The sequence below is a fragment of the Scytonema sp. NUACC21 genome, assembly GCF_054684315.1.
Window position 1 is genome coordinate 141,963 of record NZ_BAAFZH010000105.1, and the last position, 21,545, is coordinate 163,507.

The window sequence follows — 21,545 nt, forward strand, 5'->3', positions numbered from 1 at the left end:
ATTATAAATCTGCGAAGTCCAAGGCAAATTGGGTCTAAGCTGCCAACATAACTAGATAAACTCACAATGAAAAAGATTCTAGTGATAGAAGATGAACCTCAAGTACGAGAAAACATACAACTCGTTTTGGAATTATCTGATTGTGACTACAAGACGATTGTTGCGGAAAATGGCTCCGTAGGCTTACAATTGGCTAAATCGGAACTCCCAAACTTGATTATCTGTGACATTATGATGCCTGAGCTAGACGGCTATGGGGTGTTGAAATCATTACAGCAAAATTTAGCGACTGAATCTATACCAATCATTTTTCTAACTGCAAAAGCAGATCGTGGTGACCTACGTCAAGCTATGGAATTAGGGGTAGATGACTATATCACAAAACCTTTTACTCCTGAAGAACTTTTGAAGGCGGTTGAGGTTAGACTGACTCGTGCAGAAAAACCTACTCAAATTAAGCAAAAGTACGAACAAGAACGCCAACACAATGCTCAGCTGAAACAGGAGATACAGGTAAATCAGCAAAAGCTTCAAGACAGCCAACGGTTAGCAGATATGCGCCAGGATGTTTTACATAAACTCTCTCAAGACTTACGCAATCCTCTCTCCAATATCAATATGGCAATTCGCATGCTGCAAGCAGCTAAGTCAGATGGTGAACGCCAGCGTTACATAAGTATTTTGCAACAAGAGTGCGATCGCGAAATCAAGCTTTTGAATGAGATTGAGAATTTACAGACATTACTGACTCCAGAAAATGCCAAGATTCTTCAAAAATTTAACCTACTAAACCAAAGTAAGTAAAGTGTTAAACGCAAGACAGAGGTTTATAGGTGAGAATTTTATCTGTGTAAAGACGCGTTTCCGAGAATGAGTCTCAACATGGGTGGGACATCCCCACCATATAAAAATCTATCTACAATAATTGGTAATTTTAGAGCGGTTTGAAAGTAATTAGCCAGTTTTTGAAGCTGAAGATGCTAATAATACAAAAAGGCTCAAGGATGAAATTAACAGGCTTATACTGCAAACTTTACTACGAGCGTGCAATAGTAGCCTGATTGTCGTCAAGGTGTACTAGCCATTGTACTATAAGGGTTTTCATTTACAGCAGTTTTCACCTAAATGAATCACACCCTTTGTAAGGCGCGGCGACCTTGCGCCCCTCCGACTGTGGTCTATTTACTTAAAAATGGCTGTAAATCAAATATCTTTTATCTTGCACCATCAACTCCCAAGCAAAAATTAAAGCCTAAAAAGCTTGTTGTTTCTTAGTTTTGTAGGCTGGGTACTGCCCACCATCCCCTTTTTGAGTTGTCAGGGAACAAAGCATTGTGTTCCTAACGATATACTTCATTTACCTAAGAAATACCGTATATTGCAAGCAATCAAGAAGTATTCTAATAACCAAACCGTGTAAGTAATTTTGACTTTTTACTTAGGATTGTAATATTGAACTTGAACATTTACGACCGTAATTGCCACATCAAAGGATTAGTGTAATTACTGTTGGAAATACAGTAGATTAAGCTTTACATTATCTTTATTAATTCATTTTTGATATTGTTACACTTGAAACCAGCAAATAATTTAAGTATCAACAAGCCTGTATTTAGGGAAAATTATAGATATGATCCTGGAGAAGATTGATTTGTGAAATGGTCTATTGAGAAAAAAACTATAGTTGGATTGCTGTGTGTTTCGATAGTTATGGTTTCTGTCGATTTATTTTCCTTTATAGCAGCAAAAAACCACAGAGAGATTTCAAATGGAGTGGTTAATACTCACCAAGCTTTGCATAGCATAGAAAAAGTTATTTCATCCCTTAAAGATGCTGAAACCAGACACTATATCTATTTAATTACAGGAAAAGAAAATGATTTAGAAAGTTACAACACTACAATTGTTCAAATAGATAAAAACATTCAGGAACTTAGAAAATTAACGACAGATCGACTAATACACCAACAGATAATTAGCAAGGTAGAAAATCTGGTTTCAGAAAAGACGATTGCTTTTAAAGAAACAGTTGATATGCGTAAAGAAAAGGGATTATCAACTGGTATTGAAGTATTTAAGATAATTAGGCAAAAAAATGATATCGACAGCATTTCCCTGCTTGAGAGCGAGATAGAGGAGGTGGAAAAAAAACTATTGAAACAACGGTTACAACAGGAGGTAGTAGCTCATCAAATAGAAACGATTGCTTCTTTGTCTGGAACGTGTCTCACTGTAGTCTTATTTTACGCGATCGTTCAAGCTACTCTTAGAGAGATAAGAGATCGCCGTGAAGCACAAAAAACACTTGCTGCTAGTAATGAAGAATTAGAAACCAAAATTATGGAGCGTACAGTTGAATTAACTCAAATGAATAAGAAATTATTGGATTTTCAAGAGCAACTCCTGAAAACACAACAGGAATTATACAAAGTGTTGGCAAGCGAAAGAGAACTTAATCATCTCAAATCTCAAATTATTACTACAGTCTCCCACGAATACCGTACTCCCCTAACTATCATTCTATCTGGTGCAGAATTATTACAAAAGTACGAACAAAAATTGACTGAAGAACAAAAAAATAGACAGTTAAGAAGCATTCAAACAAGTGCCAAGCACATGGCTAACTTGGTGAATGATATGTTGTTCATCAACCAAGCAGAGTTGAATCAATTAACTTATAATCCATCTTCAGTAAATTTAATAGAATTATGCAAAGAATTGGTAGAAAAAAATTCTAGCTTTGTATCAAGTAAGATTAATATTGATTTCAGTATCTTCGGAACTTGCGAGCGTGTTTGCTTGGATAAAGAACTGTTACAACCCATGCTGCTTAACCTACTTTCAAATGCTATTAAATATTCCCACCAGGGAGGTGCAGTAAGTTTTAAGGTCGAATGTACTAATGGAAGTGCCCAATTTTTAGTTCGGGATTTTGGAATTGGTATTCCAGAAGCAGATATCGGTCATATATTTGAGTTTTTCTACCGAGGCAGTAATGTAGGTAATATCGGTGGTACTGGTATAGGGTTAGCCGTTGCTAAAAAGTGCGTGGACTTACACCAAGGTAGTATTAGTGTAGAAAGCTTTGTGAATCAAGGGACAACGTTTATTGTGACGCTACCTTGCGTTTAAAAATGGCTTAGCTAATATTCTTTATAGAAGAATATTATAATCTCAGTGTTTTCCGAATTGCTCTGAAAGAATTTATTGATAATAATTTATTATAGTTGCAATATTGAAATTTTACAAAAATTAAGATTTTTAAGTCAAAACTAGAATTTTCCTCTTGGGAGAGTGCATCATGCTAACACACTTTATGTTTCCTAACAATAGACTGATATCAACTAAATTTGTTAAATGTTGTAATCCAAAGATGTTTTGGTTTGGATTTTATGAGGAAGACACACAACTGAGTAGACCGAGATAAATAAAGATAGTTCTTTAAGGTTGTCATTTGTCATTCGTCATTTGTAATTCTGAATGGGCATAGTAATTAAAATTTTTGTTTTTACACTTATATTATGGAACATAAAGATGAAATCAATATTCTACTGGTTGATGACTCTCCCACAAATCTGTTCCTTTTAGAAGCAATTTTGGGTAATTTAGGACATAACTTAGTGACGGCTGAATCAGGGAAAGAGGCTTTAGAGAAAATTTTTTACCAAGATTTTGCTCTCATAATACTTGATATCCAAATGCCAGAATTCAATGGATTTGAAACAGCAAAATTGATTCGGCAGTGTTCAAGGTCTCAGCACACTCCAATTATTTTTATAACGGCTTTTTATAACAACTTACATCAAATTTTGCAGGGGTATAGCTATGGAGCTGTAGATTATTTAGTTAAGCCAATTGAGCCTGAGATACTAATATCAAAAGTACAAGAGTTTGTCGAACTATTCTGGCAAACACAAAAGATTAAACAACAACACGATCTCCTAAAACTGACAAATCTACAGCTGAGAAACGAAGTCATTCAGCGTCAGCAGGCACAAGAGGCTCTTTTATTCAATCAACAACGGCTCCAGTATCTACTGTTCCACAATCCAGCAATTATTTACTGCTACAAGGCATTTGATGATTTTGCCACAACCTTTGTCAGTGACAACATTACTGAGAAGTTGGGCTATACAGTACAACAGATTAAGGGCGATCCAAAGTTCTGGATAAACTATATTCATCCAAATGATGCAGCCTATATGCTTGATAAAATACCATTGCTGTTGAAGACTGGTAAGCAAATCAATGAATACCGTTTTCTCCATATTGATGGTAGCTATCGTTGGATACGGGATGAATCAAAGTTAATACGCGATGCTTTGGGTAATCCCTTAGAAATCGTCGGTTCCATAATAGACATCACCGAACGCAAACAGGCAGAGGCGGCATTACGAGAAAGCGAGTTAGAATTGCGAGATTTTCTGGATAGTGCTCACGATTTGATTCAAAGCTTTTCACCAGAAGGAAAGCTGTTGTATGTCAATCGGGCTTGGCAGGAAACTATGGGTTATACCTTAGAAGAGGTGAAGCAGCTATCAATATTTGATACCATCCATCCCACCAGCAAGGAAAAATGCCAGGAAACGATAGAGAACGTGCTGTCGGGAAGGTCATGCGATCGCGTTGAAACTCTTTTTGTCACCAAAGATGGCAGAGTGATTGCACTTGAAGGCAACGTTAACTGCCGTTTTGAAGCAGGTCAACCCCAAACAACCAGAGGTATTTTTCGCAATATTACCGACCGCAAGCAGGCAGAAGACGCACTGCAAATACAGAGACAATGGCTAGAAGTTGTACTGAATAGCATCGGTGATGCAGTAATTGCTACTGACAAAGCTGCAAAGATTACTTTCATGAATCCTGTCGCACAAGCTCTGACTGGATGGTCTGTCCAAAATGCTTTAGGAAGAAAAATTGATGAAGTTTTTTGTATTATCCACCAGCAGAGACCGCAATCGGCTACAAGTCTGATTGAACGGGTATTGCAAGAGCGTAAAGTTGTTGAATTGGTTGATAACTTAGTCTTGGTTGCACAAAATGGCAATGAAATACCGATTGATACCACTCTTGCACCGATTCTTACTCCCGATCGCTTGTTGCAAGGTTCTGTACTGGTATTTCGTGATATTACCAAGCGCCAGCAGGCAAAAAGCTCCTTGTACCGTGCTCTCCAGGAGTTGGAATTTCAAAAGTTTGCTCTAGATCAATCCGCGATTGTAGCGATTACTGATGCTCGGGGCATGATTACTTATGCAAATGATAAATTCTGTGAAATTTCCAAATACTCCAGGCAAGAACTCATTGGCAAACCTCACAGCTTAATCAAATCGGGATTTCATTCCAAACAATTCTTTCAAGAACTTTGGGTAACTATTGCCACAGGTCAGGTTTGGAAAGGTGAAATTAAAAACAAAGCTAAGGATGGTTACTTTTATTGGGTAGACACGACAATAGTTCCGTTTTTAGATAGCCAAGGGAAACCTTATCAATATTTAGCTATCCGCTTTGATATTACTCAGCGCAAGCAGGCAGAAGAAAGCCTTTGTGAAGCTTTAGAAAAGGAAAAAGAACTCAACGAACTTAAATCTCGTTTTGTCTCTATGATTTCCCACGAGTTTCGCACTCCCCTGACGACTATTCTTGGCACTAATGAATTACTCACACACTACAGCCATAACTTGACAGAAGAGAAAAAGCTCGCATACTTACAACGCATTCACAACAATGTCAATCATCTAACCCAGATGTTGGATGACGTACTGCTGTTGGGAAAAGCAGAAGCTGGAAAATTAAACTTGCAACCAGAAACACTGGATATAGTACAACTTTGTCAAAGTTTAGCGGATGAGTTAAAACTGAGTACTGCTAGCAAACACCAGCTAGAGTTTACTGCCAACAGCCCGTCCGCCCTTGCTTATGTGGATGAAAAACTGCTCAGGCATATCTTGGATAATTTGTTCTCAAACGCTATTAAATATTCACCTGCAGGCAGCACTATTTGCTTTGAACTGGTTTGTACAGATGAGATGATACAGTTTCAAATTCAAGATTCGGGCATTGGTATTTCTGAAGAAGACCAACTCAGGCTATTTGAGTCCTTCCATCGCGGTACGAATGTAGGCAATATTCCCGGTACTGGTTTGGGCTTAGCCATTGTGAAAAAGGCAGTGGAGTTACAAGGAGGAACGATTACAGTACGTAGCAAAGTTAATATGGGTGCAACATTTACAGTAACTATTCCTTTAAATGAGAGATAAACAAATGACAAAAGTTTTAGTGATTGAAGACGAAGAACAAATCCGCGAAATTATCAGCGTTATGCTTAGTGCCGAAAATTTTGAGGTGATTGAAGCAGAAGATGGTCGCATGGGGGTGGATTTAGCACAGCAGGACAAGCCCGATCTCGTTATCTGCGATGTCATGATGCCACAACTGGATGGGTATGGCGTTCTCAACGAGTTGCGCCAGAATCCATCCACGCAAACCACTCCCTTTATTTTCCTCACGGCTAAAGCCGCTAAAGTTTCTATACGTCAAGGGATGGAATTAGGAGCAGATGATTATTTGACCAAACCATTTACTCGTGACGAATTGTTGGGAGCAATTACCGCACGGTTGAAGAAGCAGTCTGAGATTGAGAAGCAATCTCAACAGAAACTGGATGAGTTGCGTGATAATATATCTATGGCACTGCCTCACGAATTGCATACCCCTCTCAATGGCATTATTGGCTTTGCCCAATTCCTTATAGAAAGCTACGGCGAGCTTGAGCAAGATGAAGCGCTGGAAATGCTGCGGATCATCCATTCCTCTGGTAATAGATTACACAGATTAACCCGTAACTTTTTATTATTTGCCGAACTCGAGCTAGCAACAACTAGTTCAGAACGAGCTCGGAAATTGCGTGGTGAGTGGATGATGAACTATACCAAAACCACAATTTCAGACATTGCTCTCCACGAGGCTAGCAAAGTAAATCGGGAAGCAGATTTGCGTTTAGATCTACAAGAAAGCAGCGCTAAAATTTCACCATCTAGTTTGCATAAAATTCTCCTTGAAATCCTCGATAATGCTTTTAAGTTCTCCCAGCCGGGAACTCCTGTAGTTGTTAGTACTGAAGTGCAAGATAATACTTTTGTCCTATCTGTTGCCGATAACGGAAGAGGTATGACATGCGAGCAAATTGCTAAACTTGGAGCCTATATGCAATTCGAGCGCAAGCTTTACGAGCAACAAGGTTCGGGATTGGGGCTGGTCATAGCTAAACGGTTGGCTGAGCTATATGAAGGGCATTTAACTATCGAAAGTATCCCAAGTCAAAAAACTATTGTGCGGGTTACTTTGCTACTTGAGGATTAACAACGAATTAAGTCGCTTAACCTAATAAATAACTGATTGTGTTGGGTTTCGTTCCTCAAACGCCACTTGCTTCAATGGGGGGAACCCCCACAACGCAGTGGCTCCCCAACCTAGTTATAGCCTCTGGCAAACCCGAAACTAATTCAGCCATTAAGCGAGATGGCAACTTGGCATCAGTGCTGATGTCAACAACCTCTACCTCTACACCTTTCCAAAATAGCTTGCGACTGCAGGGTGGTAGGATGGAAATAACTTTACCTTGATACCGCACAATTGCTACTTGTTCGTTCAATAATTGTACTGTTTCGCAGTAAGCCGCAACAAAGTCGGGATGTTTTTCAATCAATACATCTTCGAGGGGAAAGCCTGGATTAGGTATAATACGGCTGAGAGTCCGGAGCGAAACATCCCTGTCTACTGACCAGAAAGCGTACTCGCCCGGTTCTAGGGGTCGGACAAAGTTATTTTGCACGTACAGCAAACCAATCTCATACTCGGAGATTTGGAACTTTTTCAGTCCATTCAAGGTAACTCCCCGTACTTGCTGCACGAATTCTGCAGGTAACTCCAAGCTTTCTTCCAAGTTGAAGAGATGGGATTCTACCTCAATAAAACCGCGCCAAAAAGCCCGCAGTTGGTTTGGTAGAATGCTTACCCAACTTCGACCCAAGCGTACTAAAGCGGCTTGGTTGAATGCTGTTCGCACGACTAAGAGATGTTGTTGTAACTCGGAACTGTGATTTCTCAGCAAGAGTTCCAGGTTCTCAATCTTTGCTTCAGGTTGGTTGAGGTCATAGGTTTTGACTTCCCAATGCCAACCAAAATAGGTGTATGTACCGGGCTGTAAAATTTTCTTAAAATCACTACGGTGATATAAGATTCCGATTTCGTTAGGTTTGATATAAAAAGTTTTCCACATAGAAAATTGAATGGGTAACTTGAGCATTCTTACCCAGCGCAGAAGGTTTGATAGAAACATTGATAATTTATATAACCTAGTATATTACATATACTACAAACGGTTTTTAAACTCTGCAAATGTAGGTGTTTACAGTTCAGTTGCGGGCGAATTGCATCTCCAAAACTGGATTAAGATTACTGCTACTTCTCCGTTGACTACCCAAGGGCAATACAGGAAAAGAAAACAGTTCTCAGATATGTCGTTGGGTTTGGCAATCCAGAATTCTCTTAGAGAAACTGGATGCGGAAAACCTTCGTGACATACTCCAATAAGGGAGGAAGGCAATCGCGCAGGCTCCTTTACTGTGACTACTGTGCATCATCAGGTGATGAACAACAGTCAGCACCCACATTGCAGAGCTTTTACTACTATGAGTTAAATTGGCTACCGTGGAGGGTAGTGTCCTTTGACCCGGACATTCTTTGGTGGAAAGTACAGGAATCGAACCTGCAACCAATCGATTAACAGTCGATCGCTCTACCAGTGAGCTAACTTTCATTCGAGGGGAGTTTGATGTAGGATTTCAACCTACGTCCTACCGATGACTTCGGTTGCTCTAGCAGACTGAGCTAATCAAACAGTAAGTAGTCACACAAAGCGGTATACGCTCAATCCAGAGGTTGGCGCACCAGTCGGGCATACAGAACCCCAACCATTGCTTTACTCGTGTATTACTACCTTACTACTTAATGTAGCACAAAAAAATATAAGGTGCTACTGGATAATTACTGAGATGCAAGTTAAAGGTGATGGACTTGCGAAATTAGCAATCGCTTATACTGTACCTTCACGCTGGCGAAACCATTGCAAACGACCCTCAAACCGTTCTAGATGGTCGGGGTGCTGCTGCCCAATAATATAGTTCCAGAGAACTGTTTGAAAAGTTCGTGCTTCAATAAACAAATCCAATATTTCATCATCAATCCTCAAACCGTAACCTTTGAGTGCCGCATTGACTCTCTCCGTATCGCTACCAAAGACACGTGATGAAGCAGCAAGACACGCAATATCCCAAAGGGTGGGGGCGATAAACGTATCCTCCCAGTCCGCCCATAGCACCCCGCGTGTGGTATTTAAGACATTCGATAGGTTTGAGTCGCCGTGAACGGGTTGCATTGGTAACTCTAGTTGCTGGAACTTTGTTTTTATTCGTTCCTGCACTTGTTGCAGCATATCTGCATCTGCAGGGCTGAAGACTCTTTCGCTTTGGAGTTGGCAGAAAATCCTCTCGGACTCCGATAGTGCATCAAGGACAGGAAGCTCATCCTTGAAGTCAACAAGTGCTTCATGGCACTGGCGCAACGCCCAACCCGCAGCAATTGGGTCTACTGGCGCATCTAATTCTTGCACAAACTCCCAAAAACTCAACACCAAACCGTTATGGTGATAGGGTCCGGGTGACACCACCGTACTTGGAGGTACAACAGGTGCGCCAGCCGCCGCCAGATGACTTGCAACCGCAATTTCTCGTTTCAACCACGCATCACCTTTGCGGACTGTACCTGTCGTCGTTGCTACCCTTGCTACCACAGGGGTTGGGCGCAAATGCACCAGCAAATTACTGCGGTCTGCCAGAACTATTGCTGTATCAAATGTCAATCTTTGCTGTTGAGCAACTTCACATACAGTGCGTAGTGCAGCTTGCACGTGGAATCTGTCACCTGCCTTGGTCATTGTTCAACCTTTAAGCTACCTCTCCACCACAAACTCTAGGGGTTTTCTCAATTCCTTGCCAATTGCTCCCGAGACTTTGAGCAAGTAACTGAATAGCCCGAACTTTTTCATTAGGGCTGAGGGCAAGAAGGTGTTCTTCTAAGTCTTTAAGTGTCATCGGCATATATTCTCATGATTGGGCGATCGCTGCTACTATTTATGAGTCTTAAGTAGGTCGGCGTGAAAAAACCAAACTATGTAAACTTATATATCACTTGCGGCGCTCAATGGCACGAGCGATTGAGTTTGACTGATGAAGCTGGCATTAAGCACATTAATGCTTAAGTTTGGATAGGTTTTGAGTAGCGCGTTTCCGCATGAGAATTCATAAAGCGATCTGCAAACAACACGAGGAAGTATTCATTGCGGTTCTTCCCGACCAATACCCAATTCAAGGAGTTTGCGTTTGAGATCGTCTCGCTGAGTACCACAGTAGTAATATTTTTTATCTCTCAAGTTAACCAGATAATAACCCGTTTTCCCACCATTAATGCGGAATAATTCCACAACAACTTGTTGCTCGGTCACACCATACAGTGCAACAAAGTCATCGTAGTTGACATTAGAGTTGTTGGAGCGGTAGAAGACATCAGCATTTTTGACGAACCAGCGACCTGCGCGACATTCGAGTATGCGGTAATAATCTGGATAAACAATGGTGTCCATAAGCTAAACTTGAACTAGAGAATCAAGAAAAGCCCCCTATTGGGGTAGAGGGCTTTAACTAAAATTTAGCCTGAAAGTTAATTTTTCTTGGGTTCATCACCCTCATCCTTTAACTGTTCAGGAGTCTCGAAAACGATTTCCCGTTCACCTGTTCCAAGGTTTTCCTTGAGCCAAGTTTGTTCTTCAGTGAGCGGGTTTTCGTTTGGGATTTTTTCGTAAGTGTCGATATCATTGGCGTTGACATCGGATGAATGTCCATTTCCGCCATTTGCTTGAGTCATTCAATCACCTCCTTATGAAAACTAGGAGTTTTACTGTTCTCATAGTTTCATTTTATCCTTGTATACCGGGATAAAAACGAATTAGCTATGAAATTTTTGCCGCAGACCCACGCAGACGTATAAGCATTGTTTATCCCTGTATACAGGGAATTATGGCATTATGAAAATGTTGAGTTATTGTTATGTATGTCTAAAGGGAATCGAAATCCAGTCCAATCCACTCAATTTAAGGAAAAGCGATTTCGCGCTTACGGAGAAGTAGGCAACATTGCCCTTTCTAAAAAACCAATAAGTATTAAACTGCCACAAGACGTGCATGACGTACTGGAGAATCTACCTTCAGAACAGAGAGTTACTTATTTACGGCGGATAATTTCAGAAGCCGTTCGACGCGATTTGATGGAATAGCAGTGGGATGAATTTATTATGCGATCGCACTTCAAATGCGTAATATAACTTTATATTATATTGCTGAATCGTTGGATGCCAGACAATTTTTCTAAAGATAACAATACTTGGCTTTAACGGTACAATAAATTGTTAGCTTCTGCTGCATCTCCTTCACCATACCAAGAAAATGTCAGAGCAAAGAGCACTCCTAATCGAACTGCTCCGTGCGGCATACGCAGCCTTCAACGCACGAAACATTGATGCTGCCCTTGCCCTCATGACTCCGGACGTGGTTTGGCCGAAAGCGTTCAAAGGCGGTTTTGCCCGTGGACCTGAAGAAGTTCGCGCTTACTGGACGGAGCAATGGAGCGAGATCGATCCGCATGTCGAGCCGCAAACCTTTTACTTGGAGGAGGACAGGCGCATTTTGGTCTCGGTGCATCAGGTCGTGCGTGACTTGGCAGGAGCAGTTCAAGCCTCGGAACAGGTGGGTCATCGATTCACCTTTGAGCACGGCTTGATTCAAGCTATGGAAGTCTGTCCACTTCCATCGTCCACCCCATAAGGCAAAGTTTAACAACTGTGTTCGGAGTAATGGAGAGTTTGAAGCGTTTCTGTGATTTACTGCCAATAAATATGAATTTTTTGCATAAAAATTAAGAGTCCGATTGTGCTATGGACTGCATACAACCACAGCGTGAAGAAAAAAACATAACCATCTATGACTTGATGGACGAAATTTTAGTAGTTTGTCCCCGGTGTCAAGCGCTGGCACATATTACATCTGTTTGTGATAACACCTCGTCCGTTGCAACGTACTTTCAAGCACGGCGTCTTGTCTGTAGGGGATGTGGATTGAGTCAAGATTGGGCAAGTCAAAGTGTTGGATACGATTGGTATGCAGACCCCATGCGCGATCCTTACTTTAAACTACCACTGTACTTACAAACTAGATATCGCCAGTGCGTATTGTGGGCATACAACGATCGCCATCTACTGCTGCTAGAACAATATATAGCCAGTTCGTTGCGTGGCTCAAAATCGGTTCCTCAGTATGGGTGGCATAACCAAAGTTTGTTCAGCCGCCTACCCAAATGGATGATTGTTGCCAAACACCGTCCTAGCTTGCTTAAGACCATATCCAAACTCAAGCAGGAAAAACTGTATGGAAACTAGGTGCAAACAGCGTTGTCGATCGCCTGTCTTTCCGTTTCTTACAATGCAACTATTTAATTACTTTAATACTACAGAATAAGTAATTAGGACTTACGCACTGTACAAATTGGTTCCAACTAAGTAGGATAAATAATAAATGTCAATAATTTGTATTATTGTATCGTTATAATACAATTTTACGGTGCTTGCGTTATTATACTTAAATGTCTGGTATAATTAATACAGTGGTGCTTCATAGGTATTTATAAATGATGTGGCTTGAAAATTGTGGCTCTTCCGTACTTAGTGGGCTAAAATATTAGTAATAACCTAAAAATTACTAATGTTTTATACATGATGAAGAGTTTAATGACTAAGTTATTAAATTTGCCTGGAGTCATAGTAGAAGATAGTAAAGAAATAGAAGGAACATTAATCTTATCCGTAAAAGTGGAGAAAAAGACAGCAATTTGTCCAAGATGTGGTAATATTAGCCATCATCTTCATGAAAATATTTTTTCTTCAGCTTTGAGAATTTTTTGAGAAAGTTTTCGTAAATCCGCTTCTTTTCTTTCTTGACTTTGTACAACTAACCATCTCTGCTCTATTCCACCATAGTCACTTATTTGAGCTACAAATGAGTATCCTTCTAGAGCACTTTCAGTAAATTCTGATTCTGGTAAAGTTGATACTAATAATTGTGCTGATTTTAAGCTTAAAGGGACTCTACATAACCATTTCATCTCTGACATAAGTTGAAGATTTGCTTTTGTATGTATATAAAGCACAATCTGCAACTATTAAACTATCTACTTCTATCTGCTTTTTATATTCAACTGCAATTTCTCCAAAGTACGAAGAATCCACTCTATTTCCAGATGCAGATTTAAAGAACAATGGGATATCACCATCCCCTGTACATATTAATTCTATTAAAAACTGTTTTAAATCTGGTCTATGATCTCGTGAGTATCCGTAGGTAATATTTATCGCTTGTTTTGATTTTAGCTGAGAGTCTTGTCTAGGCTCATCTTCAATTTTTAAATTCTCAAATATCACTTCTGGTAAAGCTGTTTCATTGGTAATTGCTCTGATACCCCATACCCTCAATCGAGACAGGGTAAATTATCCATCTTTTCAGTCCCCTAGGGACTAGCGATCGCCTGTTTTTTCCTGATTTATCCTACATCATCTTTCGTCTAATTTGTCAATGCGTAAGTTCTAGTAATATAAGACAACGACATAATTGTTCTTTTTCAACAAGTTTAAATTACATCAAGTTTTATTGAAAAATGTGAGTTCTATGGCTTTATGTTAATTCTTTCCGAATCCTGTTTATTGCTTGTTCTAAATCTTTAGTATGAAACCAGTCTGCAAAAGCACCATAAATTAGTTTTCCATAACTATCAGCTAGAAATATGTGCTTAAGCGCAATGATATTTTGGCAAGTTTTTACTACAGTTCCATCTTTTAAAACAAATACAGGTTTAGACCACTTAAAGTCTCTATCATGACACGGAGATATACCAGGAACTGTATCTAAAATTTCTACAGCTTTCTCTGCTATCTTTGAAAGTTCGTTAGTTTTCTCAGCTTGATAAAGTAGATCGTTAATAACATAATCTATAACTTTTTGCATTATTTAAAAATAAGCTAGCCACCAAATACGTTAAGCTGCCAAAAGCTATTTAATATTCATTTGTTGAAAAACTCACCGCATAAGGTAGCGATCGCTCACCACCAGTCAGCACTCAGGAGTTAATCTTAAATACACCACTTTACAGATTCCGCAACACTGGGGACTTTATTCCACACCTACCAAAGTTAATCGCTGCCCTCATAAATAAGGTACCGGGACTCAAAGGAGCGATCGCCAATCGGAAACCACAGCTGCTACAAACGCTTTCTGACTATTGCCATGTAGAAAAGAGTGAATATTGCATTGACAAAGGCTATTAAATTATCAAGCAAGATAAATCCGCTCCCATTAATGTCTGATTCTTCAAATTTTAAATGCGAGCACCCTATTATAAGGGCGAACAGCCCCTATTGTAAGGGCGAACAGCCGTTCGCCCCTACTTCAATTCTCCAAATTTAGGGCTCCACCAACCTTTTTGGGTAGTAAAATAAGCCACTTCTTTATGTTTCTGGTCGTTTCGGGATTTGGGATCGGAACAGCGTAGCATTTTCTTACTCATCCCTTCCTTGATATAACTATACTCTTCCAAAGGTTTCTGACATACCGGACAGGGATATTTTGTTATCTGGGCTGGAGGTTTTTGGGGGCTTTCTTCTTTAGCAGCTTTTGAGCGCGGCGCTTCCCATGTTTTGCTGTATTCGCTCCAAAAAAGAACCACGTTTTCACAGCCACTGACACATTTAAGAAAGTATTTCTTTTTAACTTTATTGCTCTTAATTTTAGCTAAGTGGTTGTTGCACTGAGGGCAACGAGTCCTGGAAGTCTCGAATTTGCCTTCAGCTACAGGAGGTGCTTTTGTCCCATTTGATGGACTGACAACGACAGTTTTTGCTTTAGCCAGCGCTGGTGCAAAGTAATTCTGATTCCAATTTGTGAGGTAGTGCTGCCAAGGCTGTTTCCCGGAAGCAATTGCATCTAAAGCATCCTCCATCTTTGCGGTAAATTCTGTCTGTAGCAAATCCGGTAATGCTTTCAATAAAAACGCATCTACTTCCAAACCTAAGGTTGTCGGCTGTAGGCTGTCTTTTGCTAACTGCACATAACCCCGTTTCTTCAAGGTTGCAATGGTGGGAGAATAGGTACTCGGACGACCAATCCCTTTGCGTTCCATTAATTGGACTAATTTGGGTTCGCTGTAGCGGGGTGGTGGCTGGGTCTGTTTCTTTTCATGACCTGCATTTTCCAAAGTCAACATGTGCCCCTGCTGCAAGTTTGGCAGAATTGTATCTTTGCTGAGGTTTGGCCAATATCGAGCATAACCTAAAAACTCTACGACTTGTCCTCTCGCTTGCCAAAGGATTTGACCGGACTGGGTAATAACCAGAGTTTTACGCAGTTGGGCTGGGCGACATTGGGATGCGATCGCCCGTTTCCAAATCATCACGTACAGGTTAAACTCATCTTCAGGCAGTTCCACCCGCAACTCCACTGAGGGACGAAACACATTGGTCGGACGGATTGCCTCATGGGCTTCCTGAGCGGTTTTGTTACTGCGGTGTCTGGCAACTTTCTGCGGTACGTTCTTCGGGTCATGTTCTTCCAACCACTTTCGGGCGTCGGCGCAGAACTCAGGGCTGAGCATGACAGAGTCCGTCCGCATATAAGTAATTAACCCCGCCTCATACAACTTTTGAGCCAAAAGCATGGTTCTGTCAGGAGTAAATCGCAACCTTGAACCAGCAGCTTGCTGTAGGGTAGAGGTGATAAAGGGTGGAGGTGGTTGGCGGCTGGCAATCTTCCCCTCAAATTGGATAACTTGGTGGGGATGACGTCGTGCTTCCTCCACCAAACGATCTGCTTCTGCTTCCGTAAGAACGCGAGTAGACTCTGGAGATTCCTTGGTGTTACTTGCTGCGTCGTCATGGGCTTCCGTTTCCGATTCTACAGCATCTGTGCGATCGCTAACCGTTCCTTTGTAGAAAGCGCGGAATCCTTCAGCATAGTCCACCCAGACACTCCAATAATCTTGGGGAACAAACGACTCAATTTCCCTCTCGCGCTGGCAAATCAAGTGTAGAGTTGCGCTTTGGACTCGCCCAACACTCTTAGCCCCATTATTCAACGCCCAAACTAACGGGCTTCCCTTGTAACCGACTAACTTATCCAGACAATCTCGACACAATCCCGCTCCTACCAAGTTAAAATCAATGTCTCTGGGATTGGCAATGGCAGACCGAACCGCAGACTCCGTAATCTCTGTATAAACTACCCGTTTTGGGTCTTTGAGTCCCAATGCTTCTTTAAGATGCCAAGCGATGGTTTCTCCTTCCCGATCTGGGTCTGTTGCTAGGACAACTTCTTTTACCTGCTTGACCGCAGTCTTGAGCTGCTGAATTGTTTCCTTTGCCTGTTGATTGCGGGGTACGTACTTACACTGCACGCTGCTACCTTCCATCATAAATCCCAAAGAATCCTCACCTTCATCGCTGAGTTCGCGAATGTGACCGCAACTAGCACGAACAATCCATTCACTTCCCAGGATTTGACTGAGTTTTTTAACTTTACCGGGGGATTCGACCACTAGAAGGCGTTTAGGCATAGCACCTTACCTTTCGATGTCATCTAACACACAGCAGCTTTGTTTTTTATAGTACACTTGTTTTGAATTTTTGCACTCTCCATAGTGCGCTCCACCTATAATAGAAGAACTTAACGCCACACCTGACAACAGTTATGCTGTCACCTGAAATCTCTGTTGCCTTACCAAGCACCGATCGACTAGCTTGCTCAGACGATACACCTGTGGATAACGAAGACCAAAATTTCTTGCCCAATGTCTTACTGTTTTTGCTGAACTCAATTTGGGCAAAGCGTCTGGATTGGTTTTTTGGTGTAGATATGGCAATATATCACACGACAGGAGCCAATTCTAGAGTCCCTGTGGTACCTGATGGCTTTTTGAGTTTGGGAGTGGAACGTAAAAAGGGGGGGAAATCTCGCAGAAGTTATGCAGTTTGGGAAGAAAAGGAGATAGTTCCCATTTTGACTTTGGAGATAGTATCCCAAACACCAGGGGGTGAATACGATGAGAAACTAGCTATCTACGCTAAACTTGGTGTGTTGTACTATGTGATTTACAACCCAGAATATTGGCAACGCGACCAACATCAACCTTTTGAAGTGTATAAGTTGATAGATGGTAATTATCGATTGCAAATTGGTGAACCCTACTGGATGCCAGAAGTAGGTTTGGGGATTGGACGATACCAAGCTACCGTTGCTGGTATTCAACAACAACTATTGTCCTGGTATGACAACAAAGGCGATCGTTATTTAACAGCAGAAGAACGAGCAGAACAGTTAGCACAGTATTTACGTTCAATTGGCGTCGATCCCGATTCTCTACCAAGTCAGTAAAAAGCCAATTTGAGCCAGCGTGGTTGTGTGTTAGTGCGTGCAGTTTAGTAAGTCAATTGGTTTACATCATAAAAATTCTATGTTATTGTGGATAGACACCTTTGATAGAACTCACTCAATCCCCACCCCTATTTTTGAAAAAAAATCGGCTCGCTTCGCTCGCAAAAAAGTGCTAAGATAAGAAGAGAAAAGGGAAAAAGCGATCGAGTGCATAGGGAAATTAAGTCCTCGGCGCAACACCACAAACTACTCGAAACCCGATGACGTAGCTGCTGCCGAGCTTCGGGGGGTTGTCGCGAGACGCAGAACGACAGATTACAGGAAGGTTGTACCACGAACCACCGCGCAGCAGCCGATTATTATCATTATTATTTAGCCAGACTCTTCCATCAGCTGGCGCACCCTCATAACTATCATGCCAACTATCAGCACACCATTCCCACACATTGCCATGCATATCATATAACCCAAAGGCATTGGGTGGAAAACTTCCTACTGGTGTTGATTGTTCTCGATACTCTCCTTTCAGCCCACTGCCATAAGTATAATTTCCATCATAATTTGCTAACTGAGTCGTTATCGTCTCTCCAAAATGAAATGGTGTTGCTGTCCCCGCCCGACAAGCATATTCCCACTCGGCTTCGCTCGGTAGCCGATACTCTTTTCCCGTATGTTTTGACAACCTTGCACAAAACTCTTCTACATCATACCAGGAAACGCACTCAACTGGTCGGTTTTCTCCTTTAAAATAAGAAGGATGTGGTTTTAGCTCTCTATTGACTTTAGGCAAGAAATCAGCTACTTTTTCCCATTGTTCCTGCGTCACAGCATATTTTCCCATAAAGAAGGGTTGAACTGTGACTTGATGTCGAGGGCGTTCATAATCAAGACTACCTTCTTCAGTTTCAGAAGCACCCATTCTAAATGTACCCCCAGGAATCTCTACCATCTCCAAGTTCACATCAAAAGGCAATTTTTCGACAAAAAATCTAGCTTGACCTGAGCGGCGGTTAATTTTAATTTCTGGGCTACTGTCGTTAGTGTTCTCTATCTGTACCTTAACGATTTCAAATTTGAATACCTGCAATTGAGAAGAAGTTGATGTGGCTGGATTCTTATTTCCAAATGTGTTATTATCAAATAGTCGTATTTCCCGGTCAATTTTATCTATTTCTTCCGATAAATTAGATGCTCTTCTCTCTAGGATAAGACGATTACGCTCATCAATTTCTGTATCTATTTGTTTATTCACTATGTTATATTCTTCCTGAAGATTTTTCAGGCGTTTCATTAAAGCATCTCTTTTGATAGCACCAGGCTCCATTCTTCCTCCATATTTGTTTCTAAATTAGCCCCTTGTATAGTCACTCTATATCTCATACCATTATTATCATTTGTTTTAATTAATTGAGTAGTCTGATTTCATTCTCGATTTTTTCCATGTCTTCCAATAAATGAGATGCTCTTCTCTCTAGGATAAGACGATTACGCTCATCAATTTCTGTATCTATTTGTTTATTGACCGCATTATATTCTTCCTGCAGATTTATTAGGCGTTTTGTTAAAGCATCTCTTTTGATAGCAGCAACCCCACTCAAAGTAGGCGCAGCAGAATTATTCTTCTCGTTAGCTTGACTTTCAGGTAATATTTTAGATGGAGTCTTCATTGTTTTAGCTACTTGCTGCAAAGCGGGATTACCAGGATTTGCCCTACAAGCACCCTCAATCAACTCTTGGATGCGATTTTGGCTTTCAAGTTGTTCGACTAATTTAAAGACAACAAAATTATAGCTGGAATCGTCAGGGACTTCTGATTCTTTGATATCAAGTTCTAGACTTAGCATCATCACCAACTCCTGACGGTTAGGAAAAGCAGACTTGAGTGCTTTTAGAATTTCCTTTTTCCGATCACCTTGTAAACTCATTGATAGCTACTCCTTGAAAAGCAATTGACGAACAGTAATCATCTAAATAAGTAATTTAATGTAAATTTTGTTACTGATTAGTAGTTGCGATGCATGCGCTAAAGCGCTACTACGAGCCAAGTTTAGAGATTTTACTTTTTGTGACATCGTTTGGTTTTTGCAAGGCTTTGCGCCCCTACCAAGACTTTCGTGTATTGCATAGTTAATTTCCACCAGATGTCTATTACAAAATGTAGATATGTCGGCAAGCTTTACTAATGACGAATAACAAATGACTAAGGACGACCTTCACTTGCATTTTTTGATACTGACCTAAGCAATAATTCGTCCCAAATACTTAAGAATCCTTAAAACTTCATAAAGATTATTCCGATACTGTGAACGAGTTGTAAACAAGTCAGAAATACCGTATTGATTGCCTAAAGTTTTCACAAACAAATAACTACTTTTGTTTGTGACCATACCATACAAAGGTTTTTCGGTTTGAGGATGAGCCGCCATGTAAGCTAATGTTTGGGGAATGGCGACCTCTAAATCAAAAGTTGTTTTTTTTGCCTCGATGAGGACAATCCATAATTTACCTTGCAATACCAATGCATCGATCCGTCCACTGAGAACTTCATCGTTATCACCTTGGGCTTCAATCTTAACGGACACTTCTATTTGAAACTTATAAGGTGCTTGATAAAAACCTGCTAACTCAAGTAACGGCGAAAGCACTACCATTTTTATAGTTTCTTCCATAAGAATTCCTTCAGAAATTTGGTAGAGATAGTTTTGCCGTACTTGCTCTAACCTTGCAGACTCTACCTCGCTCAGTACAGGTAAATCAGTCATCCATTCTGTAAAAAACTGGCTATCCTCAGTGAGCGTTAAGCCCAATTTCTCCTGAACTTGACGAAAAGCCGTGATATCTTGTGCGATCGCAAGGTTTACGGTCATGGTCAACTGTGTAATTCTTCAATTGATTTTTCAATTCTAAAATTTTAGAGGGTAGGGTGGGCAATTATTGTCTCATCCGCTTGCTTTGAAAGCGTAATTGTGATGTGCTATCATAGTTCTCAAAATGAGAACCACAGTCGAGTTCAAAATATAGATTTTTTTAATGCATATCATTAGCTATAGACGTTTGCGGGAATTCGCAGAAAAACACGCTGATTGCCGTGACGCTGTCAATGATTGGTACAAGGTTGCAAATAAGGCGACTTGGTCGAACTTGGTAGAGGTTCAATCAGTTTTTCCAACAGCTGAAGCAGTAAACAACTTTACCGTCTTTAATATTAAGGGGAATAGATATCGGTTAATCGTGAGCGTGGATTATGAAAAGCAATTAATTTATATAAAATATATTTTAACATATGCAGAGTATGACAAGGAGAACTGGAAAAATGACCCTTACTTTTGATCCGGAAAAATATAGAAATTTATTAAACAAATATCAACCTAAAATTATCAGAACTGAAGAAGAGAATGAAAAAGCTCTGAAAGTTGTTGAAGAATTAATGCATTGTCCGAATCGAACCTTGGAAGAGGATGAAATTTATGAGATGCTGATTGTTTTAATTGAAAAGTTTGAGCGAGAATATTACTCACCTGAAGAAGGCTCAACCCCTCATTCTATATTAAGTTTTTTGATGGAGCAGCAAGGAATAAAACAAGCTGATTTGGTGGGGGTGATTGGTTCTAAAGGCGTAGTGTCTGAAGTCGTAAATGGAAAGCGAGAAATCAGTAAAGCTCAAGCGAATGCTTTGGGAGAGTTTTTTCACGTGGACCCAGGTTTGTTTCTTTAAGAATTACACTGAACATAGAACTCCAACTTGTCACCGTTTCTCTTATCCAGGAGAACTACAGAAAGTATTCTATTTAATTGCACCCTGCTACTAATTATCTCTTTTTCATGACTATTTTGATTGTGTAGAAATCAAATAAATTTACAGTCTCATTGCTGAAATTGCTGTTTCAAAACTCCTTCCACTAAGCAGGCTTTTACTTCATACTGCCTTCTTGCCAGAGGATTATCTAAAAGCTTAGTTCGA

General features: G+C 40.5%; 19 protein-coding genes and 2 pseudogenes. 10 read left to right on the plus strand and 11 right to left on the minus strand.

What is annotated here, in order from left to right:
* Positions 1 to 66 precede the first annotated feature (66 nt).
* The 4 genes from ACYRY3_RS37230 to ACYRY3_RS37245 all read left to right on the plus strand — a co-directional run bounded on the left by ACYRY3_RS37230 (position 67) and on the right by ACYRY3_RS37245 (position 7,362).
* On the plus strand, positions 67 to 804 hold the full coding sequence (locus tag ACYRY3_RS37230; RefSeq protein WP_460206754.1) for a response regulator transcription factor: 738 nt from the start codon (positions 67 to 69) through the stop codon (positions 802 to 804).
* An 849-nt stretch (positions 805 to 1,653) separates the two neighbouring features.
* Entirely contained in the window at positions 1,654 to 3,132 is a 1,479-nt protein-coding gene (locus ACYRY3_RS37235) for a sensor histidine kinase (RefSeq protein WP_460206755.1), read from the plus strand.
* A 389-nt stretch (positions 3,133 to 3,521) separates the two neighbouring features.
* Complete coding sequence (locus ACYRY3_RS37240) at positions 3,522 to 6,260, plus strand: hybrid sensor histidine kinase/response regulator (protein ID WP_460206756.1); 2,739 nt, start codon at positions 3,522 to 3,524, stop codon at positions 6,258 to 6,260.
* 4 nt (positions 6,261 to 6,264) lie between these two features.
* A complete protein-coding gene (locus ACYRY3_RS37245) occupies positions 6,265 to 7,362 on the plus strand; it encodes a hybrid sensor histidine kinase/response regulator (RefSeq protein ID WP_460206757.1) in 1,098 nt (365 codons plus the stop codon).
* A gap of 91 nt (positions 7,363 to 7,453) precedes the next feature.
* Here the strand turns inward: ACYRY3_RS37245 and ACYRY3_RS37250 are convergent.
* From ACYRY3_RS37250 to ACYRY3_RS37270, 5 genes and pseudogenes are all read right to left on the minus strand, one after another.
* Positions 7,454 to 8,281, minus strand: a pseudogene (locus tag ACYRY3_RS37250) (slipin family protein); the annotation flags it as partial.
* An 816-nt stretch (positions 8,282 to 9,097) separates the two neighbouring features.
* Positions 9,098 to 9,997, minus strand: a complete 900-nt coding sequence (locus ACYRY3_RS37255) for a phosphotransferase (protein WP_460206758.1) — start codon at positions 9,995 to 9,997, stop codon at positions 9,098 to 9,100.
* A gap of 10 nt (positions 9,998 to 10,007) precedes the next feature.
* A complete protein-coding gene (locus tag ACYRY3_RS37260; RefSeq protein WP_460206759.1) occupies positions 10,008 to 10,160 on the minus strand; it encodes a hypothetical protein in 153 nt (50 codons plus the stop codon).
* A gap of 236 nt (positions 10,161 to 10,396) precedes the next feature.
* A complete protein-coding gene (locus ACYRY3_RS37265; protein ID WP_460206760.1) occupies positions 10,397 to 10,702 on the minus strand; it encodes a hypothetical protein in 306 nt (101 codons plus the stop codon).
* A 77-nt stretch (positions 10,703 to 10,779) separates the two neighbouring features.
* The gene (locus tag ACYRY3_RS37270) at positions 10,780 to 10,983 is read right to left on the minus strand and encodes a hypothetical protein (protein WP_460206761.1); all 204 of its coding nucleotides are present in this window, start codon (positions 10,981 to 10,983) and stop codon (positions 10,780 to 10,782) included.
* Between the two features lie 186 nt (positions 10,984 to 11,169).
* On the opposite strand from ACYRY3_RS37270, the gene ACYRY3_RS37275 reads away from it, so the two are divergent.
* From ACYRY3_RS37275 to ACYRY3_RS37285, 3 genes are all read left to right on the plus strand, one after another.
* Complete coding sequence (locus ACYRY3_RS37275) at positions 11,170 to 11,391, plus strand: hypothetical protein (RefSeq protein ID WP_460206762.1); 222 nt, start codon at positions 11,170 to 11,172, stop codon at positions 11,389 to 11,391.
* Between the two features lie 169 nt (positions 11,392 to 11,560).
* Positions 11,561 to 11,938: a nuclear transport factor 2 family protein gene (locus ACYRY3_RS37280; RefSeq protein ID WP_460206763.1), complete on the plus strand. Its 378-nt coding sequence runs from the start codon at positions 11,561 to 11,563 to the stop codon at positions 11,936 to 11,938.
* A 110-nt stretch (positions 11,939 to 12,048) separates the two neighbouring features.
* A complete protein-coding gene (locus tag ACYRY3_RS37285; protein WP_460206764.1) occupies positions 12,049 to 12,549 on the plus strand; it encodes a hypothetical protein in 501 nt (166 codons plus the stop codon).
* 491 nt (positions 12,550 to 13,040) lie between these two features.
* On the opposite strand, the pseudogene ACYRY3_RS37290 reads toward ACYRY3_RS37285, so the two are convergent.
* The 3 genes and pseudogenes from ACYRY3_RS37290 to topA all read right to left on the minus strand — a co-directional run.
* Positions 13,041 to 13,527, minus strand: a pseudogene (locus ACYRY3_RS37290) (IS1634 family transposase); the annotation flags it as partial.
* Between the two features lie 310 nt (positions 13,528 to 13,837).
* Positions 13,838 to 14,167 carry a hypothetical protein gene (locus ACYRY3_RS37295; protein ID WP_460206765.1) on the minus strand — a complete coding sequence of 110 codons (330 nt, stop codon included), beginning with the start codon at positions 14,165 to 14,167 and terminating at the stop codon, positions 13,838 to 13,840.
* 436 nt (positions 14,168 to 14,603) lie between these two features.
* Complete coding sequence (topA, locus tag ACYRY3_RS37300; protein WP_460206766.1) at positions 14,604 to 16,766, minus strand: type I DNA topoisomerase; 2,163 nt, start codon at positions 16,764 to 16,766, stop codon at positions 14,604 to 14,606.
* A gap of 134 nt (positions 16,767 to 16,900) precedes the next feature.
* On the opposite strand from topA, the gene ACYRY3_RS37305 reads away from it, so the two are divergent.
* Positions 16,901 to 17,584: a Uma2 family endonuclease gene (locus ACYRY3_RS37305; protein ID WP_460206767.1), complete on the plus strand. Its 684-nt coding sequence runs from the start codon at positions 16,901 to 16,903 to the stop codon at positions 17,582 to 17,584.
* Between the two features lie 220 nt (positions 17,585 to 17,804).
* On the opposite strand, the gene ACYRY3_RS37310 is transcribed toward ACYRY3_RS37305, so the two are convergent.
* From ACYRY3_RS37310 to ACYRY3_RS37320, 3 genes are all read right to left on the minus strand, one after another.
* Entirely contained in the window at positions 17,805 to 18,908 is a 1,104-nt protein-coding gene (locus ACYRY3_RS37310) for an SUMF1/EgtB/PvdO family nonheme iron enzyme (protein ID WP_460206768.1), read from the minus strand.
* A gap of 79 nt (positions 18,909 to 18,987) precedes the next feature.
* Complete coding sequence (locus ACYRY3_RS37315) at positions 18,988 to 19,509, minus strand: effector-associated domain EAD1-containing protein (RefSeq protein ID WP_460206769.1); 522 nt, start codon at positions 19,507 to 19,509, stop codon at positions 18,988 to 18,990.
* A gap of 312 nt (positions 19,510 to 19,821) precedes the next feature.
* Complete coding sequence (locus ACYRY3_RS37320; protein ID WP_460206770.1) at positions 19,822 to 20,451, minus strand: type I restriction endonuclease; 630 nt, start codon at positions 20,449 to 20,451, stop codon at positions 19,822 to 19,824.
* Between the two features lie 163 nt (positions 20,452 to 20,614).
* Here ACYRY3_RS37320 and ACYRY3_RS37325 point away from each other — a divergent pair, with 163 nt between their 5' ends.
* A complete protein-coding gene (locus ACYRY3_RS37325; RefSeq protein ID WP_460206771.1) occupies positions 20,615 to 20,914 on the plus strand; it encodes a type II toxin-antitoxin system HigB family toxin in 300 nt (99 codons plus the stop codon).
* On the plus strand, positions 20,898 to 21,299 hold the full coding sequence (locus tag ACYRY3_RS37330) for a helix-turn-helix domain-containing protein (protein WP_460206772.1): 402 nt from the start codon (positions 20,898 to 20,900) through the stop codon (positions 21,297 to 21,299). Before ACYRY3_RS37325 ends, ACYRY3_RS37330 begins: the two co-directional genes overlap by 17 nt.
* The last annotated feature ends 246 nt before the right edge of the window (positions 21,300 to 21,545 follow it).